Below are 17273 nucleotides of genomic sequence, written 5' to 3'. Positions count from 1 at the left end.
GAGATATGAGCGAACGCAGTCTCCGCGGAACACAGTTGGGATCACGCAGCCTGGAGACGGAAGAGGGCGTCGAGCCCGCTCCGCGTCAGATGGTCGAGTTCGAATGCGAGGACGGCACACGCTTCAAGGTGCCCTTCTCCATCGAAGCCGAAGTCCCCTCCACCTGGGATTCGGGCATTCACGGCATCGGCACCCGCGTGGGCGTCAACGAACCCGACGGTGAGCCCGTCAAGCACGTCCGCTCACACTGGGACATGCTGCTCGAGCGCCGTTCCTTCGACGAACTCCAGGTCCTCCTCGATGAGCGCCTGGCGATTCGCCGCGGCGAGGTGCCCGCCCAGGCCTGAGCCGGGCAGTCGGCCGCACAGCCGACACAGAAGCACTCATGGGGTGCAGGTCGATCGACCTGCACCCCATTGTCATGCGTACGCGATTGTCATGAGTACGCGGTTCTCAGCGCTCCTTCGACAGCAGCCGGCGCAGCTGCCGCCCGCGCCGATCGAACCCCCAGCCGGCGACCTTCGTGAACGCCTCGGTGATGATCGATTTGCTCATCTTCGACTCCCCCAGTTCGCGCTCGACGAAGACGATGGGAACCTCGGCGACGCGGAAGCCCGCTTCCACCACTCGGTAGGTCATGTCGATCTGGAAGCAGTATCCCTGCGACTGCACACCGGAGAGATCGAGGGTTTCGAGGACGGTGCGCGAGTAGGCCCGGAATCCTGCGGTGGCGTCCTTGACCCCGAGACCCATCACGGCGTTGACATAGAAGTTCGCGCCGCGCGAGAGCAGGAAGCGAGACCGCGGCCAGTCGACGATCGCCCCTCCCCGCACCCACCGCGATCCGATGACGAGGTCCGCCTCGCCGGTGCGGGCAACGTCGAGGAGCTGTCCGAGGTCGAGCGCCCGATGGGAGCCGTCGGCGTCGAATTCGCAGATGATGTCGTAGTCGCGTTCAAGAGCCCATTCGAAGCCGGCGAGATATGCCATGCCGAGGCCCGCCTTCTCGCTGCGGTGCAGGACGTGGACGCGATCGTCGACGGCCGCCTGTTCATCGGCCCACTGCCCCGTGCCGTCGGGGGAACCATCGTCGACGACGAGCACATCGACCTCGGGCTGCCGTTCGAACAGGCCGGACAGGGTCACCGGCAGGGCAAGACGTTCGTTGTAAGTCGGAATGACGACCAGGATCTTCGAAGGCACGGCCTCAACGATACGCCGCGGGGACGGAAGTTAATGAGCCGACACCCCCGCCTTCGGACCACGTTGTGCAACGAGTTATCTAATGACGGGTGTGCCGACTCCATTCCGACGTCCGCGGAATGTCAACAGCGAATCTAGTCGCTCCCAGCGTCTTTGCAAGATTCCTCTGACCTGGGACGATGCTCAAATTCGCAGGTCAGACGCAAGCGAATCGATAGCGAAAATCTTCCCCCACGGCGTGTCGTCTTGATTTCAGGTGCCGTATTTGCTGCATTCATCTCACTGACCGGGATCACGGGTCTCTGCGCGCTCGCGGCGGACTCCTACCGCTCTCAGTTCAGAGAACGACCCGAGTCGGCAGGGGAACGTCCGGAGACAGCTCCGGCAGCCCGGGTGTGCCGGAGCGCGGATCGGTGCTCCATGCGGCCACTCGCGGGTCGGCGACCTGGACGACGAGCCGCTCGACCTGCCAGCGGACGAAGTCGGCCACGGCTCCGGGGGCGAGGACACCGCCCTCGGGGTTGCCGGCGGCGCGGTGGGCGAATCGAGTCGCGGCATTGAATGCGGCCCTGGCCCCGATGCCGTTCTCGCCGATCACGGCATCGCGCACGCTCGCCCAAGGAGATTCCTCCGAGTAGCTCAGCGACACCTGTGCTCCGGCGGAGAGGAGCTGGGCCAGCGGCTGCGGACGGGCGGGGTCGAGCGTGATGGCCACCCCGGAACGACCGAGATCGCTGACGAAGGTGTCTTCGACGGCGAAATCGAGGAGCAGACGGTATCCGCTGCGCTGCGCCAGCGCGGCGTTCTCCCGCAGACGCTCGAGCACCTCGGCGAGGCGCTCGCCGTCGTCGATGAGGATGTAGAGGGAGGTGCGCGGAAGTTCGCTGAGCGCGAGGAATTCTGCAGCTGCGATTGACGCGCGCCCGGCATCCGCCTCGTCGGCTTCCGGCTCGTCGACGTCCGCATCACCGGCACCGTCCGCGCCGAGCGTCGGATATCCGATCACGTGCAGCACCTCGGGTGCCGTGGCCCGGAACCGGGCGATCGTCTCGGCGCCGCCGAGCACATGGGCGTGGGTGAAGCCGCGCTCGTACACCTGCGGTGCGGTGGGCGCGTGCTCATCGAGGACGAGGCCGGCATGGACGAATCCGGGCGTCAGGAAGTCCCCGGCCAGGTCGCTCGCCTGCGGATCGAGGGCCAGTGCGGCCTCATCGGAGCCGATGAACGACACCGTGCCTCCCGCCGTCCCGAGGGCCGTCGCGAAGGGATCGACACTGCTGTACACATCTCCACCAAAGTACATATTCACAGCCGACAGGCTACACCGTTCCGGTCCGTCGCTTGTGCCCGTGTCAGGACCGTCGGGTATCGTCATCGATTGTGAAGCCCTTGGTTCTGATCGACACGCCCGCTCTGTACTATCGCGCCTTCTATTCGGTGCCCGACTCGATCGTCAACGACGACGGTCAGCCGGTCAACGCCGTCCGCGGGGTCCTCGACGCGATCGCCCAGATGATCCGCCGCTTCGGTTCGGATCGGGTGGTGGCGACGATGGACGCGGATTGGCGACCGGCGTTCCGCACCGCGATCATGCCCGAATACAAGGCAGCCCGGGTCAGGGATGAGGAGGCCGGGACGGAGATCCCGCCGGAACTCGACGCACAGCTGCCGATCATGCGCCGGGTGATCGAGGCCGCCGGGATACCGATCGCCGAGGTGGACGGCGCCGAAGCCGACGATGTCATCGCCACGATGGCCGCTGAGTCGCGGACACCGGTGATCATCGTCTCCCCCGACCGGGATCTGCTCGCCCTCATCGATACGGTCTCCGAGGTCAGCGTCCTGCGCCCTCGCAAGGGCGGCGAGTGGGAGGCGATCGGACAGGCCGATCTGCCCACGGCCTACGGCGTGCCCGACGGTACGCGCTACCGTGAGCTCGCGGCGATGCGCGGCGATCCCTCCGACGGACTGCCGGGCGCGCCCGGCATCGGGGAGAAGACCGCGGCGACGCTGCTGGAGAGCTTCGGGTCGCTCGAATCCATTATCAAGGCCGCGAAGGCCGGGGTGAAGACCGGAGGGCTCAGCCCCAAACGTGCGGCCACTCTCATCGAATCCGAAGACGCGCTGCACAAGACGGTCGAAGTCATGCGGTGCCTGACCGATGTCTCCCACGGCATCGATGTCGAGAGCATTCCGGGACCGCTCGATCGTTCCGCGGTCGACGCGGCCGCCGCGGGCCAGAACATCCGTCGATCCGTCGACAACCTCATATCAGCGCTCGACGATGCCCGCACGGGCGCACCCTCGACCTCAGGCGCCCCCTCGGCCTCGGGCGCCCAGGGGACCACGGTTGCCACAGGAGCCGCAGGAGCAACAGGCGCCACGACTGACACGGTAGCCTCGGCAGCCTCGACGCCACCGGCCATCTCGCCGGTCGCCGCGGCGAACTCCGCGGAATCCTGGACGCAGTCCCGCCTCGTCGGCTTCGACCTCGAAACCACGGGTGTCGAACCGGAGACCGCTCGCATCGTCACCGCGGCCTTCGTCGACTCCGCCGTGGACACGCGCACCTGGCTCGCCGATCCGGGCATCGAGATTCCCGAGACCGCCCGCGCCATCCACGGGATCACCACCGAGTTCGCCCAGGCCAATGGGGCGCCGGCCGCGCAGGTGGTCGCCGAACTCTGTGCCGTCTTCGCCGAGCTCAGGGACACCGGCGCCGTCGTCGTCGGACACAACATCGTCTACGACCTCAGCGTCATGTCCGCCGAGGTGAAGCGCCATCGCCCGGATATCGACTTCCCCGCGATCATTCCGACCATCGTCGACACCTTCGTCGTCGACAAGCACATCGACCCGTACCGCAGGGGAAAGCGCACGCTGACGGAGACGGCCAAGGTCTGGAAGGTCGACCTCCTCGACGCCCACGACGCCTCGGCCGATGCCCTCGCCGCGCTGGACATTTCCCGGGCATTGGCCGAGAACTCCACCGAAATCGCGAGGCTGACCCGTGCGGAGATCATGGCCGCACAGGGTGAGTGGAAGAGTTCCCAGGCCGCGGGACTGCAGGCCTGGCTGCGGAAGAAGGGCAACGCCGAAGCCGTTGTCGATGGCTCCTGGCCGATGCCCTGAGCGATAGACTCTGGTGCGACCATCACTCAACGAAGGACGATAATGGGTTTCTTTTCTCGATTGCTCAACCGACCCGGTGCGCAGGCGGACAAGGCCACCGGCTGGTTCGATCGAGCGGCCGATGAGCTCGACAAGGCCAGCCGCGAGTTCTCCGAGCTCAGTGATGCCGAACTCACCGAGGCCGCCGGCGAGGTGTTCGCCAAAGGGACCCAGCAGGACACCCTCATCCGCTACTGCGCACTGGCCCGCGAGGCCGCTGAACGAGCACTCGACGAACGCGCCTACGACACCCAGCTCAAGGGACTCGTCGGACTCCTCCAAGGCACGATCATCCAGATGGCCACCGGCGAGGGCAAGACCCTCGTCGGCGCTCTCGCCGCCGCCGGCTACGCACTGCAGGGGCGGCGCGTGCACGTCGTCAGCGTCAACGACTACCTCGCCGTGCGCGACCGCACCTGGATGAAGCCCGTGTTCGACCTCCTGGGCGTGGATTCCGGGGCCATCTCGGCCGCACAGGAGGACGCCGAGCGCCGCGAAGCCTATCGTTCCGAAGTGCTCTACGCCTCGGTGACCGAGGTCGGATTCGATGTGCTCCGTGACCGCTTCATCACCGACGACGCGGACCTGCGGGTGCCCTCTCGCGATGTCGTCATCGTCGACGAGGCCGACTCCGTGCTCATCGACGAAGCGCGAGTTCCGCTCGTCCTCGCCGGCTCGGCCAGCGTCGAAGACTCCGACGCCGTCATCGCCGCCCTCGTGGAGAAGCTGAGCGCCGGGGTCGACTACGAAGTCAGCCCCGACCATCGCGCGGTGTCGCTGACCGACGAGGGAGTCGACCGCGTCGAGTCCGAACTCGAGGTCGATCTCTTCGGCGAGGGAGCCTCCGAACTCGCCGCCGTCAACCTCGCCCTCTACGCCAAGGCACTGGTCAAACGCGATGTCGACTATCTCGTCGTCGACGGCCGGATCAAACTGATCTCGGCCTCACGCGGTCGTGTCGCAGAACTCCAGCGCTGGCCCGATGGCCTGCAGGCCGCCGTCGAAGCCAAGGAGGGCGTGGGCACGACAGAGAGCGGAGAGATCCTCGACCAGATGACCGTCGAGGAGCTCGTCCACGGCTACGAGACCGTCTGCGGCATGACGGGCACGGCCTTGGCCGTCGGCGATGACCTCCGTGAGTTCTACGATCTCGAGATCGTTCCCGTCGACACCCACCTGCCGGTCATCCGCAAGGACGAACCCGACCGCCTCTACACCTACCAGGAGTCGAAGGAACGCGCGATCGTCGAGGAGATCGCGGAGAACCACGGCAAGGACCGACCGGTGCTCATCGGCACCTCCTCGGTGGCCGAGAGCGAATCTCTGGCCTCCCGGCTCGCCGAACGGGGAATCAAGGCCAATGTGCTCAACGCCAAGGACGATTCCCTCGAAGCTGAGATCATCGCCGCCGCCGGTGCCCCGGGCGCGGTGACGGTGTCCACGCAGATGGCCGGTCGCGGCACCGACATCCGCCTGAGCGACGATGCGGTCGCCGAGGCCGGTGGCCTCCTCGTCATCGGGGCCGGACGCTATCTGTCCTCGCGCTTGGACGATCAGCTGCGCGGCCGGGCCGGCCGCCAGGGCGATCCCGGCACCTCGGTGTTCTTCACCAGCCTCGAGGACGAGCTGCTGACCCGGGTCCCGGAGATCCAGCGCTTCGTCTCCGAGGGCGACGAGACGGGATGGATCGAGTCCAAACGTGCCCTCGGCCTCGTCGAACATGCGCAGCGGATCGCCGAGGGGCAGAACACCGCTCTGCACCGTGACACCTGGAAGTTCAACGAACTCATGGCCAAGCAGCGGGATCTCGTGCTCGAACGACGGGTGGAGATCAGGACCGCGAGCGAACCCATCGATGAGCTCAAGAAGCGACTCGGTGACCGCGCGGGCGAGCTGGCCGATCAGCATTCCGAGGAACTCGTCGACTCCGTTCTCCGCGAGGTCATGCTCTTCCATCTCGATTCCCGGTGGGTCGATCACCTCGCCTTCCTCAACGATCTGCGCGAAGGCATCCACCTGCGCACCTTCGCCCGGGAGAAGCCGCACGAAGCGTTCAACACCGAATCGATCCGGGTCTTCTCCTCGTTCTGGTCCGATGTGGTCGAGGATTCGGCGACGACGGTCGAGGAGGCCGAATTCACCGATGAGGGCATCGATCTCGCCTCGCACGGGCTCAAACGCCCGTCATCGACGTGGACCTATCTGACGACGGAGAGCGCCTTCGGCTCCGACGTCGAGAACATCGTCAAGCGCATCAAACGCTGAGGCGCCCGCAGAAGCGCGCGGCTGCTCGGCGCGGCCGCGCGCTCAGGAGTCGGCGACGACTCCGCGACGGACGGCATTGATCGTCCGTCGGATCCGCACCGCGGTCTCGGCCTCGGCCACCTCGGCGACCTGACCGAGGAGGTCGAGGCTCTGCTTCGCCCAGCGGACGAAGTCTCCGGCCGCGATGTCGGTGCCCCGCAGCGATTCGGAGAGGCTCTTGCCCTCCGTCCAGCGGTACATCGGCTTGACCAGTCCCCTGTCGGGTTCGTCGGTGGTCGACAGGGCCTGCTGCTCTTCGAGCTGATAGAGCCGCTTCCAGATCGTCTCTGCCTCATCGGCGGTGACCTTGAGGTCCCGCGAGGGGGCACGATCAGTTCGGAGTGTGTCGCCGCGGCGGGATTGGAACACGAAGCAGGAGGCGAATGCGGCCAGCTCGGGTTCGACGAGACGGTCCCAGAGACCGGCGCGCACGGTCAGCGCCACCAGCAGGTCCCGCTCACCATAGATCCGACGCAGCATGTCCGAATGCTCCGGTTCGAAGCCGAGCGTGCGCAGGAGATGCTGCACACGGTCGAACACGAGGGCGATCGAGGTCGTTCGTCCCTCGATCCGGGAGATCAGGGATTCGTTCTCCTTGATCAGCTTCGCGGCTCGGTTCGCCCAGCGGGCGTGGATCTCACGGTCGGGGCAGTCATGGCAGGGGTGTGCCCGCATCTGCGCATCGAGTTCGGCGACCGTCGAGCTCACACCGGGACTCTTCGCCGTGGTCTCCCAATGCACATCGGGATCGACCCGACCATCGGACTTGGCTTCGTCGAGGATTCCCAGCAGCTGGCGACGGTCCCCGGCCTGCCGATGGTTGAACTTCTTCGGAATGCGAATGCGTCCCTGCGCGGCCAGCGGCTCTGTCACCTCGTGGGGACGCAGATGCCATACCTTGCCCTGCTCGGTCAGCACCGTCGGCAGCCTCGACACCCCGTCGCGGGAGGACATCGGCGCGATGATCACGGCGTATCCCTCGACGCGTTTGGCCGGCATCGTCACCACGTCCCCGGGTTTGAGCGCCGTCAGCGATTCCACGATCTCACGCTGCCTGTTGCGAGACTTCGTCCGCGTCTCCTGCTTCTGCGTATCGGAGATGGACTGGCGCAGCTGCGCGTATTCGGCGAAGTCACCGAGCTCGCACTGCATCGACTTCTCATAGGCCTCGATGGTGGTCTCGTTCTTACGCACCTTCTTCGCCAGTCCGACCACGGCCTTATCCGCCTGGAACTGAGCGAAGGAGGTCTCGAGCACCTTCGCGGCCTCCGCCGAGCTCATCCGTGAGAGCAGATTCGCGGTCATGTTGTAGGTCGGACCGAAGGCCGAGTTGAGGGCGTAGGACCGGTTCGAGGCAAGGCCTGCGAGCTCGCTGACCTCGAAGCTCGGATGCCAGACGACGACGGCATGGCCGATCCGGTCGATGCCGCGGCGGCCGGCTCGTCCGGTCAGCTGCGTGTACTCCCCCGGTGTGATCGAGACATGCGCCTCGCCGTTGAACTTCACGAGCTTCTCGAGCACCACGGTGCGGGCGGGCATGTTGATGCCCAGGGCCAGAGTCTCGGTGGCGAAGACGACCTTGATGATGCCCTGCGAGAACAGCTCTTCGACGAGCTGTTTGAACTGCGGGATCATCCCGGCGTGGTGGGCCGCCACACCGAGCAGCAGGCCTTCGCGGAAGGTGTGGAATCCGAGGATGCCGAGGTCCTCGTCGGAGAGTTCGTCGCGCAGCTTCTCGATCTCCGCATTGACGATGATCTTCTCCTCCTTCGAGTTGAGATCGAAGCCGGAGGTCAGATACTGCTCGACCGCTTCGTCGCAGGCGTTGCGGGAGAAGATGAACATGATCGCCGGGAGCATGGCCGCCTCGGCCAGGGAGGACACGATCTGGGTTCGGCTGGGCCGCCGGAAGCGAGCTCGGGTGGCACGGGCACGCTTCGACCGCGGGCCGCCGTGGGTGCGGGTGGCATGGCCGAGAGCGGGATCGATCCGATCAGAATCGGCATGCGTGAAGAGGTCGTACATGCGGTGGCCGACGAGCACATGGTTGACCAGCGGCACGGGCCGGTGGGATGTCGAGACGATCGTGGTCGGTCCCCGCACCTCACGCAGCCAGGCACCGAATTCCTCGGCGTTCGAGACCGTGGCCGACAGTGAGACCATCTGCACACGTTCGGGCAGGTGGATGATCACCTCTTCCCAGACCGGCCCGCGGAAGCGATCGGCAAGGTAGTGCACCTCGTCGAGGACGACGAAACCGAGATCGGACAGGCCCTCCAGGTCGTTGTAGAGCATGTTCCGCAGCACTTCGGTCGTCATCACGATGATCGGCGCGTCCCGCCGAATCGTCGTGTCGCCGGTGAGCAGTCCGACGTTCTCCACCCCGTGGACATCCATCAGGTCGTTGAACTTCTGATTGCTCAGGGCCTTGATCGGCGTCGTGTAGAAGACGCGTTTTCCCTCATCGCGGGCGAGTTCGACGGCGAATTCGGCGATGAGCGTCTTGCCGGCCCCGGTCGGGGCGGTGACGAGGACGTCCTTGCCGTCCTGCAGATTCGTGCAGGCCTCGATCTGGAAGTCATCGAGTTCGAAGTCCGTGCGCGCCATGAACCGACCCAACGGGGTTCTGGCCATCTCGGCGCGGGCACGGAAGTCGGCGTAGGCGTCGGCGGGACTGGTCGAACTCGGGGATTCAGGCATTCTTCTCTTCGTCTAGGGGGTCAGCGGGGTCGACCCACAGGCCCTGGGCGATCAGGCGCTTCTTCTTGCGGCGATCGTTGAACAGGCAGATCACCCAGGCGAGGCAGAACAGGGTCATCATCGGGATGACGAGGAAGAACATCGACATCGCATCGGGGGTGGGGGTGGCGATCGCGGCGAACAGGAACACCAGCATCACGATCACGCGCCAGGAGCGTCGGATCCGGTCTGCGGAGAGGATCCCGAGCATGTTCAGACCGACCATGAGCACGGGCAGGACGAAGGCGAGACCGAAGACGACGATGATGACCATCACGAAGCTCAGGTAGTCCTGAGCCGGAATGATGTTCGTGCCGCCCTCGGGGGTGAAGGAGGTCAGCGCCTTGACCGCGTTCGGCAGGGCGAAGAACGCCATCGTCGATCCGGCGAGGAACAGCGGGATCGCGCTGCCGAGGAATCCGACGGAGTACAGCTTCTCCTTCTTCGTCAGGCCCGGAACGATGAATGCCCACACTTCGTAGAGCCAGATCGGGCAGGCGAGGAAGATGCCGATGAAGAAGGAGAGCTTGATCTTCAGATCGAACGGTGAGGCGACTCCGGCGAAGTTGATCTCCGCGGTGCGTCCGCTGGTGTCGCGGATGGTCCTGATCGGCTCCTGCAGGATGTCGAGGACCGGATCATAGAGAAACCAGCCCGCGACGGCCCCGAGCACGATGGCGATCGCGGCGATGAACACACGATTGCGCAGTTCGATGAGGTGCCCGACGACGGGCATCTTGCGTTCGGGATTCTTCCGACGAGAGGAATGGGATCTCCGCTGGCTGTTCTCTTTCACTTCTCGTGAGACTGCGGATCCTGCTTCTCTCCGGTCGGCCGGTCGGCCGCCGAGGTCTCTGCCGGTTTCGACTCAGCAGACCGGGTCTCGGCAGCTCGGGCGTCGTCCGTGCGCGGCGTGCCTGCATTGGAGACGTCCCTGCCCAGCTCTCCCGGCTTCGTCTCCGTGGCCGTCGAATCATCGTCGTCACGGAGGTCCTTGACCTCGGACTTGAAGATCTTCATCGACTGGCCCAGGCTTCTGGCCAGCTGCGGCAGCTTGGGAGCGCCGAAGATGATCACGATGATGAGGATCACGATCGCGATCTGCACGAAACTTGGTCGCATGATGGCTCCTTGGTATGGGTGTGCTGTGTCAGATTCTACGCGCTGCAGCTGAGCCTTTCATCCTCATCGCTCGGCACGCCGGACCGGACGGCTTCAGGATGGTTCGCGGCTCAGCCGAGTCGGGCCAGGGCCGCCTCGACGGCCTCAGCATCGTCGATGTCGGTGATCACCTCGGCGTGCCGGAGCAGGAATCTGCTCAGCCAGTCAACGGAGTGCACCATCACCCGCACCCGCACGGTCGACTCGGAGTTGTCCGGGTATTCACGCTCGAGCACCTCGAGTTCATCGGCCAGCCAGGCGCCGTCGGCGGAGAGGCCGATCGTGACCTCCCAAGATTGTGAGGAGGATTCGCTCACCGACAGGGGCGGGTGCGCCGCCGCTGCCCAGGAGCGGATGCTGCCGAGGGCGAAGCGGCGTGGCGCTCCGGCCGAATAGCACCAGGCGTCGACGTACCAGTCGGCTCCGGGAATCAGCCGGGCGGGCGCGATCGTGCGATGCGTCAGTTCGTCGCGGGAGGCCACGTAGTAGTCAATGCTCACCGCGGATTCAGTGTCGATGGCCTGACGGAGGAACTCCATCAGCTCCTCGTCCGCGGGAATCGGGCTGACCTCGACAGTCGTGTGCAGGTTCTCCCCCGCCGCCAGACGCAGCTTCTCGGCGGCGCTGCGCACGGCCGCGGTATCGAGTCCGGGCAGGGCATCGAGGAGGTCGAGGGCGAGTACGAGGACTCCGGCTTCCTCGGCGCTCAGCCGCACGGGCACCGAGACCTCTTCGGCATTCGAGATGTGGATCTGGCCGCCTTCCCACGACGCATCGATGAGGTCATCGGGCATGTGACCGGGCCGACCGGTGACGAAGAGCAGCTGCAGGTCGTCGATGAGGGTGTCGGAGTCGATCCCGAAATAGGCGGCGGTCTCCTCGAGGTCGGCACCGGGGTGCGCGTCGAGGTAGGGCACGAGGCTGAGCAGGCGGGTCAGTCGCTCACGCGCTGAGGACATTGCGACCTCCGAGTCGTCGAAGGGAGCTGCGGATCGTCTCCCGGCGGGCGGCGACGGAGCGGGCGAGCTCCTCGGGTTCGATCACCTCGACGGCATCGCCGAAGCCGACGATCTCCGCGGCCAGGCTCTGCGCATCGGTGTATTCTATGACGATCTCGTCCCCGTCGCTGCGCACCTGCCGGCGGCGCAGCGGATCGGCCCGATGGGCGCCGATGCGCAGCCGTGCCTCGGTCACGACAGCCATCTCTGAACTCGTCGAGAGAGTGACGTCGGCGGCGAAGTCCGCAGGGATCTCGTAGTCGCCGGGTTCGCGGCCGCCGAGCTTCGTGATCCGTCCTTCGACGCGGGAGAGCCGGAAGGTCCGCTGGGCATCCCGGTCGATGTCGAAGCCGAGCAGGTAGACGCGATCACCGCGGCTGAGCAGGGCATAGGGTTCGAGCCTGACCTTGCGCGCCGACTGCCCCGGCTTGTGATAGGTGAAGGCGATGGCCTCACGGGCGTTGATGTGGTGAAGGGCGGTGGCGAAGTTCGCACTGCCGAGCTTCTTCGCCGCCGGCGGCTGGTCCGTTCCCGCTCCGCCGGGAGCAGCGTCGCTGAGGTCGATGCCGAGGGCACGCAGCTTTGTCAGGGCCTGGGCGCTCGACTCCCCGAGTTCCGTGTCCGACCAGAACCTGGCGGCCACGGCCACGGCGGCCGCCTCGGCGGGGGTCAGCTCGACATCGCCCATCGCATAGTCATCGGCGGAGATCCGGTACCCGGTCTCCCCCGCATCCCCGTAGGCATCGTGTTCGGCTCGGGTGGCGATCGTGATGCCCATATGCCGCAGCAGCTCCTTGTCGCGGGAGAACTTGCGGTCGAAGGCCACATCGTCGAGTCCGGCGTAGCCGTCGATGACGGTCATCAGAGTCTTCCGAGACACCCAGCCGCGGGCGGCTCGCAGGGCGATCAGCAGGTTGAGCAGACGTTCGGTCTGCTGCCTCTGTCTGCTGGGGCGGGGTGTGTTCACAATTCCACCGTAACCTAATGCGGGCGATAGTCTTAGGATCATGATTCATTGGCGCAGAGGAATCGTCGACGCGATTCGGACCACCCGGCCAGGATACACAGAGGTCGAGGTCGATCTTGACCAGGCTCTGCCGGGGACGACGATCACGCACATCAGGGCGATCGCCTACACCGAGGCCGTCGGCGATCCACGGCCCGGGGACGCGGTCTTAGTCAACGTCTCGGCGCTGGCCAAACGTCTGGGCACGGGCGGGTTCGGACTCATCGTGGCTCTGCCGGATGCGCTTCCTGCGGATCCGCCGGAGGGTCCCGGGCATCTGGTCAAGGACCGCTATTCCCCGCTGCAGACGATGGTCCTCGGCGTCGACGATCAGGAGTCCGAACACCACGCCACCCTCGCCGAGGCGGAATCGCTCGAGTCGATGCCCGTGCTCGTGGCCGATCTGCATTCGGCCCTGCCGGCGATCGTGGCCGGCATCCGCGCGGTCGATCCCACGCTCCGGGTCGCCTATGTCCTCAGCGACGGTGCCGCACTGCCTGCCCGCTTCTCACAGGCGGTGGCCGGGCTCAAGGACGCCGGCTGGCTGCACGGATCGATCAGCACCGGCCAGTCCTGGGGTGCCGATCTCGAGGCGGTGACGATCCACACCGGACTGCTGGCCGCCAAACACGTGCTCGGCGCAGACTTAGCGATCGTCGCCCAGGGCCCCGGGAACCTCGGCACGGGCACGAAGTACGGGTATTCGGGCCTGGTCACCGGTGAGCACCTCAATGCTGCCGCCCTGCTCGGGGGCAGTCCGATCGGCGTGTTGCGAATGTCGAATGCCGATGCGCGCGGCCGTCATTTCGGGATCTCGCACCATTCCCTGACCTCGCTCATCGAGATCGCCCGACCAGGGGTGGCCGTTCCGGTCCCCGACTTCTCCAGCCTTGCCGAGGCGGAGCGGGCGCAGATGGATCCCGATCCGGCCGTCGTGGCTGAGATCACGGCGGCTCAGCGGGAACAGCTGGACATGCACCGCCTCGTCGACGTCGACCTCACCAGCCTGTGGGAGGCGCTGCAGTCCTCCCCCGTGGGGCTCTCGACCATGGGACGCAGACTGCCCGCCGATGCGGCAGCGTTTCTCGCTGCCGCCGCGGCGGGCAGATTCGCGGCCGAATTCTGACCGCGGGACCGAGCCGACTGCTCGGTCTGACTCAGCGTCTCAGCGCACGTTCTCCAGGTCGCAGACGAAGATCAGCGACTCACCCGGCTTGATGACGCCTCCGGCGCCCTGGTCTCCGTAGGCCAGGTGCGGCGGGATCTGCAGGGTGCGCCTGCCCCCGACCTTCATGCCCTGGATGCCCTGATCCCAGCCGGAGATGACCATGCCGGAGCCGAGTTTGAACTCCAGCGGGGTCCCCCGGTTGTAGGAGGCGTCGAACTCCTCGCCGGTCGAATGGGCGACGCCGACGTAGTTGACGCTCACGACATTGCCGGGACCCGCCTCGGCGCCGTCTCCGATGATGTCATCGACGATGATCAGTTCGGTCGGGGCTTCGCCCCCGGGGAAGTCGACTTCCGGTTTCTGCTTGCTCATGGTTCCTCCTGTTGTGAGTTGTCGTCTGCGGTCTGCTGCACTCAGCCCTGGGCCGAGAGGATGTCGATGACGAAGATCAGGGTCGCATCGCCCGGGATGGACGGGGGGCTTCCCTGTTCGCCGTAGCCCTTGTCGGGCGGGATGACGAGGACGATCTGGCTGCCGACCTTCTGACCGACGAGGCCTTCGTTCCAGCCCTCGATGACCTGCGCCTCGCCGACCGGGTCGACGGCGAAGGGCTGTCCGCCTTCCTTCCAGTTCGAGTCGAAGTACTTCGACGTGTCGTCCCACAGCCAGCCGGAGTACTTGACGGCCACGCTCTGGCCCTTCTTCACCTCGGGACCTTCGCCCTCGATGGTCGTATAGGTCTCGAGTTCGCTGGGGGCCTTGCCCTCGGGCTTCGAGATCGACGGTTCTCCGTTGTCTCCCCATTCGACGGTCACCGGGTTGTCCCCCTGGTCGACCTTCTCGCCTTCGGCGCGGGTCAGCGGCTTCGTGGTCTTCTCGACGTCGATGACGTAGACGAGAGTCTGATCGGGCTGGCCCTGCTGGGCGGCGCCGTTGAGCGACATCACCACGCGGGAGCCGACCTTGACGTCGATGAGCGCGTTGTAGAGGTCTTCCGAGATCTGCGACTTGTCCATCGGGAATCCGGCCGGGGACTTCGAATCGTAGCTCGATTCGATCTCCTCACCGCTCGTGCCCGAGATCAGCGTCATCTGCGCGGAGACCTGCTCGCCGTCGGCGATCTTCTCGCCCTTGCCCTCGCTGATGACGGTCTTGCCGGTCTTGTCGATGACGAGGGGGGCGTCGAAGCTGACCTTCGGCTTCTTCCCGAAGTCGCCGTCGACCTTGACCTCGTCGAGGCTCGTCGATTTCGCGTCCTCTGCGGAGACGGAGGGCGGGGCGCTGGCGGTGTCCTCGGCTTCCTCACCCTGCCCGCAGGCGGTGAGCAGCAGCAGACCCGCGGCAATGGCACTGAGCACTCTGGTGCGCACGTGGTTCCTTTCGTCACTGTGGCCGAACAACGGCCGGATCACTGAGAGATCTTACAGGCCGGCGATGAGTGCCTCGGCCTGCGGGTGCGTGGGTTCGAAGGGATTCTTCAGCGCCACCGCGCGCCCGGATTCGTCGTTGAGGCGCAGATGCACCCAGTCGACCGTGTAGTCGCGGCGAGCCGCGTGGGCGGCCCGGACGAATTCGCCGCGGATCGCCGCCCGGGTCGTTGCCGGAGGCACGTCCTTGGCCGTGATCCGGGCCTCCTCGCTGACGAGATTCTTCGCCATGCCCGAACGTTCGAGCTTCGGGAACAGGCCCGTGTCGGGGGTGATGTCGTGATAGGCGATGTCGAGCCGTTGGATCCTCGGATCGGTGATCGAGTCGATGCCTCTGGCCATCGCCCGGTCGATGAGCGTCTTTTTCATCACCCAGTCGATCTCCGTGTCCACGGCGGAGAAGTCCTGGGCCTCGACGGCCTCGAGCATCCTGGTCCACAGATCGATGACGTACTCGGCGATGCCGTCCTCGCCGAGGCTGTGGTCGCCTTTGTCGACGATCACGCGAGCCCGATCCCGGTAGTCGGCGAGCAGACCCAGCGGGGTCGTCGTCGTCCCGTCGGTGCGTTCGAGTCTGACGCCGCCGGTGAGGTCGCGGGCGACGAGGCGGATGTCCCTGACCGGATGGCGCAGTCCGTTCTCGGGGATCCTGGCGCCCTGTTCGATGAGGTCGAGCATGAGCACCGCGGATCCGATCTTGAGCGCCGAGGTGGCCGTCGACATCGAGGAGTCCCCGACGATGACGTGGAGTCGGCGGTACCTCTCAGCATCGGCGTGCGGTTCGTCACGGGCGTTGATGATCGGCCGGGACCGCGTGGTCGCCGAGGACAGTCCCTCCCACATCACGTCCGAGCGGGCGGAGAGACCGAACATCATCTCGGACCGGTTGGCATCCTCGTCGGGGGCGAAGGACGACTTCTGCGGGATGATGGCCCCGGCACCGACGAGCAGCTGCCGGGTCACGAGGAAGGGCAGGAGAACCGTGGTCAGCCGATTGAAGTCGAGGGTGCGGCGGATGAGGAAGTTCTCATGGGAGCCGTAGGAGTTCCCGGCCGCGTCGGTGTTGTTCTTGACCATGTGGATCCGACCACCCAGGCCGTCGGCGGCCAGCGCGGACTGGGCCTGCTCGAGCAGGTCGATCATCAGCGCCTCCCCCGCCCGATCCTGGGTCAGCAGATCGGTCAGCGAATCGCATTCGGCGGTGGCGTATTCGGGGTGGGAGCCGACGTCGAGGTAGAGCCGGGAGCCGTTGGGCAGGAACACGTTCGAGGACCGTCCCCATTCGACGATGGGCCGGAACAGGTACCGCGCGATCTCCTCGGGACCGATGCGTCGGTCACCGGTCTGTGCGGTGTGGGCGAGCCCGTATTCGGTCTCGAGTCCGTAGATGCGTGCCATTCAGTCCTCCCGCAGCGCGGCCATGGCTGCGTCGTCGAGTCGTTTGAAGGTGCGGTGCCCGACGGCGGTGCGGTCGAGGATCGCCGCTTCCAGGTCACTCGTCGGCAGCGGCCCCGAGGTCGCGGCGGCCAGGGCGCGGACTCCGTGGTCGACGACCGCGCCCAGACTCAGCGCCGAGGTGGCCAGGCCCTTGAGGCTCGCGGTGATCGCATCGGCTTGGCCCCCGATGGCCACATGTTCGGATTCGTCGATGACGGAGCCGTCGTAGCTGAGTCGGTAGAGCTGGTCGGTCTCCGGGGTGAGGCCGAGTTCGGCGACGACGAGTTCGACCTCGAAGGGCTTCGACTCGGTGGTGAAGACCCCGGCCAGGGTCTGCGCATAGGCGTTGGTCAGTCCCCTGGCGGTGACGTCCGTGCGGTGATAGGAGTACCCGCGCAGGTCGGCGTAGCGGACTCCCGCCTGTCGCAGAGTCTCGAACTCGTTGTATTTGCCGACAGCGGCGAAGCCGATCCGGTCGTAGATCTCGGCGATCTTGTGCAGGGTCGGTGAGGGGTTCTCCGCGAGCAGCAGAATCCCCTGGTCGTAGCGGAGGACGACGACGGACCGGCCGCGGGCGATGCCTTTGCGGGCGAAGTCCGCCCGGTCCTTCATCAGCTGTTCGGGTGAGACGTAGAACGGGGCCTGGCTCATGACGGATC

15 protein-coding genes are annotated in these 17273 nt (G+C 66.1%); 4 read left to right on the top strand and 11 right to left on the bottom strand.

All coding sequences use genetic code 11. The annotated features are described in order from the left end of the window. Positions 1 to 5: 5 nt before the first annotated feature. Complete coding sequence (locus ACH82I_RS01870; protein WP_230744004.1) at positions 6 to 347, top strand: RNA polymerase-binding protein RbpA; 342 nt, start codon at positions 6 to 8, stop codon at positions 345 to 347. A 106-nt stretch (positions 348 to 453) separates the two neighbouring features. On the opposite strand, the gene ACH82I_RS01865 is transcribed toward ACH82I_RS01870, so the two are convergent. Next, positions 454 to 1203 carry a polyprenol monophosphomannose synthase gene (locus ACH82I_RS01865; protein ID WP_413335138.1) on the bottom strand — a complete coding sequence of 250 codons (750 nt, stop codon included), beginning with the start codon at positions 1201 to 1203 and terminating at the stop codon, positions 454 to 456. A gap of 337 nt (positions 1204 to 1540) precedes the next feature. Next, entirely contained in the window at positions 1541 to 2488 is a 948-nt protein-coding gene (locus ACH82I_RS01860; protein ID WP_413335136.1) for a metal-dependent hydrolase, read from the bottom strand. Positions 2489 to 2592: 104 nt separating this feature from the next. Here ACH82I_RS01860 and ACH82I_RS01855 point away from each other — a divergent pair, with 104 nt between their 5' ends. Together ACH82I_RS01855 and secA2 are read left to right on the top strand one after the other, a co-directional pair. Further along, positions 2593 to 4335: a 5'-3' exonuclease H3TH domain-containing protein gene (locus tag ACH82I_RS01855; protein WP_413335135.1), complete on the top strand. Its 1743-nt coding sequence runs from the start codon at positions 2593 to 2595 to the stop codon at positions 4333 to 4335. A 42-nt stretch (positions 4336 to 4377) separates the two neighbouring features. Beyond that, a complete protein-coding gene (secA2, locus tag ACH82I_RS01850) occupies positions 4378 to 6639 on the top strand; it encodes an accessory Sec system translocase SecA2 (RefSeq protein ID WP_413335133.1) in 2262 nt (753 codons plus the stop codon). Between the two features lie 42 nt (positions 6640 to 6681). On the opposite strand, the gene ACH82I_RS01845 is transcribed toward secA2, so the two are convergent. The 5 genes from ACH82I_RS01845 to ACH82I_RS01825 all read right to left on the bottom strand — a co-directional run bounded on the left by ACH82I_RS01845 (position 6682) and on the right by ACH82I_RS01825 (position 12543). Continuing rightward, positions 6682 to 9378: a DEAD/DEAH box helicase gene (locus ACH82I_RS01845; protein WP_413335131.1), complete on the bottom strand. Its 2697-nt coding sequence runs from the start codon at positions 9376 to 9378 to the stop codon at positions 6682 to 6684. Next, positions 9371 to 10153, bottom strand: a complete 783-nt coding sequence (tatC, locus tag ACH82I_RS01840) for a twin-arginine translocase subunit TatC (RefSeq protein ID WP_413336793.1) — start codon at positions 10151 to 10153, stop codon at positions 9371 to 9373. Before tatC ends, ACH82I_RS01845 begins: the two co-directional genes overlap by 8 nt. Positions 10154 to 10209: 56 nt before the next feature. After that, positions 10210 to 10539, bottom strand: a complete 330-nt coding sequence (gene tatA, locus ACH82I_RS01835) for a Sec-independent protein translocase subunit TatA (RefSeq protein ID WP_413335130.1) — start codon at positions 10537 to 10539, stop codon at positions 10210 to 10212. Between the two features lie 110 nt (positions 10540 to 10649). Next, entirely contained in the window at positions 10650 to 11537 is an 888-nt protein-coding gene (locus ACH82I_RS01830) for a WYL domain-containing protein (protein WP_413335128.1), read from the bottom strand. Then, positions 11521 to 12543, bottom strand: coding sequence for a helix-turn-helix transcriptional regulator (locus tag ACH82I_RS01825; protein WP_413335126.1), 1023 nt, complete (start codon positions 12541 to 12543; stop codon positions 11521 to 11523). The genes ACH82I_RS01830 and ACH82I_RS01825 overlap by 17 nt, the downstream gene beginning before the upstream one ends. Before the next feature lie 40 nt (positions 12544 to 12583). On the opposite strand from ACH82I_RS01825, the gene ACH82I_RS01820 reads away from it, so the two are divergent. Further along, positions 12584 to 13708: a DUF3866 family protein gene (locus ACH82I_RS01820; RefSeq protein ID WP_413335124.1), complete on the top strand. Its 1125-nt coding sequence runs from the start codon at positions 12584 to 12586 to the stop codon at positions 13706 to 13708. A gap of 39 nt (positions 13709 to 13747) precedes the next feature. Here the strand turns inward: ACH82I_RS01820 and ACH82I_RS01815 are convergent, their stop codons facing one another. Genes ACH82I_RS01815 through prcA form a run of 4 tightly spaced genes read right to left on the bottom strand, consistent with a single transcriptional unit; the run spans position 13748 to position 17265 of the window. Then, positions 13748 to 14122, bottom strand: a complete 375-nt coding sequence (locus tag ACH82I_RS01815; RefSeq protein ID WP_230744013.1) for an FKBP-type peptidyl-prolyl cis-trans isomerase — start codon at positions 14120 to 14122, stop codon at positions 13748 to 13750. Between the two features lie 41 nt (positions 14123 to 14163). Beyond that, positions 14164 to 15120 carry an FKBP-type peptidyl-prolyl cis-trans isomerase gene (locus tag ACH82I_RS01810; protein ID WP_413335122.1) on the bottom strand — a complete coding sequence of 319 codons (957 nt, stop codon included), beginning with the start codon at positions 15118 to 15120 and terminating at the stop codon, positions 14164 to 14166. A 51-nt stretch (positions 15121 to 15171) separates the two neighbouring features. Further along, positions 15172 to 16575, bottom strand: coding sequence for a Pup--protein ligase (gene pafA, locus ACH82I_RS01805; protein WP_413335120.1), 1404 nt, complete (start codon positions 16573 to 16575; stop codon positions 15172 to 15174). Beyond that, positions 16576 to 17265, bottom strand: coding sequence for a proteasome subunit alpha (gene prcA / locus ACH82I_RS01800; RefSeq protein WP_413335118.1), 690 nt, complete (start codon positions 17263 to 17265; stop codon positions 16576 to 16578). Positions 17266 to 17273: the final 8 nt, after the last annotated feature.

It is taken from the genome of Brevibacterium sp. GP-SGM9 (assembly GCF_047300845.1).
Classification (GTDB): Bacteria; Actinomycetota; Actinomycetes; order Actinomycetales; family Brevibacteriaceae; genus Brevibacterium.
This window is presented reverse-complemented; position numbering and strand designations above follow the sequence as displayed.